This window comes from Mesorhizobium sp. WSM4848, assembly GCF_055811375.1.
Genome location: NZ_JBVVPX010000096.1, coordinates 1 through 1,251, shown reverse-complemented (window position 1 = coordinate 1,251; position 1,251 = coordinate 1). Strand labels below are relative to the sequence as shown.

Annotated in this window: 1 protein-coding gene; it reads right to left on the bottom strand. The window is 53.2% G+C overall.

The features are described from left to right. Positions 1–57: 57 nt before the first annotated feature. Complete coding sequence (gene doeA, locus AC0L16_RS33415; RefSeq protein ID WP_473625785.1) at positions 58–1,239, bottom strand: ectoine hydrolase DoeA; 1,182 nt, start codon at positions 1,237–1,239, stop codon at positions 58–60. Between the last annotated feature and the right edge of the window lie 12 nt (positions 1,240–1,251).

Sequence of the window (1,251 nt, the reverse complement as noted above, 5' to 3'; positions counted from 1 at the left end):
GAACACCCTCCGCCCGGAGCGGTGGCTCGTTCAGTGCTAGAAGGTAAGGTCCAGCCGCTAGTCTTTGACGAAAAGCTTCCTGGGTACCTTCGACAGGCACTCATTCCCATTAGGAGTGATGAGGACGGTTTCGGTGATTTCGAATCCAAAGTCGTCGTACCAGAAACCAGTCATGAAGTGGAAGATCATGCCGGGCTGGAGCACGGTCCTGTCCCCTCGCCGCAAGCTCATCGTGTGTTCACCCCAATCTGGAGGGTAAGATAGCCCGACTGGATAACCGGCTCGAGTAATCTTCTCCACCCCATATTTCTCAAGGACATTGAAGAATGCCACGGCCCAGTCCTCGCAAGTTGCGCCTGGCTTGGCGGCCTCGAGGCCTGCTTCCATTCCCTCTAGAGTGACCTTCTCTGCATCCAAGAAGTGTTGTGGCACTTTGCCAAGGCAGTATGTCCGACAGAGCGGGACATGATAGCGCTTGTAGACGCCAGCAATTTCGAAATAGATTCCTTCGTTGTTGCGAAGAGGTTGATCGTCCCACGTGAAATGGCACGCGGATAAATCGGAGCCTGATGGTAGCATAGGTACGATGGACGGGTAATCACCTCCAAAATCGTGCGTCCCGCGAATCGCAGCATCGTAAATGTCTGCAACGAGGTCACACTTGCGCATACCGGGTTCAATCTTTTCCATTATCCGCTCATGCATCAGGGTCACGATCTGTCCCGCCTTGCGCATGTACTCGAGTTCCTGGGGACTCTTGATCGCTCGCAGCCAATTAACGAGCACCGTTGCGTCAACGAATTTGGCGTTGGGCAACCGCGAAACCAAAGTCTCAAATGCGGTAGCAGACAAATAGTAGTTATCCTTCTCGATGCCGATGACGCCCCTGTCGAGCTTGCGGTCGGCAAGCACTTTACAAAGATCTTCCATCGGATGACAAACAGGCGTCTGGACGTATTTGTCCGCATAGCTGACGACATTATCGTCCGAAAAATAGACTGTGCGCTTAGCGCCGAATTCATCCGAAGAACGAACCCACACTATGGGGTCACCCTCTGGGGGAACGATGACCGCTTGGTGGTTGTAGAAAGACCAACCATCATAGCCGGTCAGCCAAGCCATGTTCGCAGGTTCGCTAAGGATGAGGATATCAATGCCGCGCCTCTGCATCTCAGAGCGCGTTTTGCCAAGCCGCGCTCGATATTCTTCCAAGCTGAAATTCAATTTTGTGGCGACCATTTTTGGCTCCCG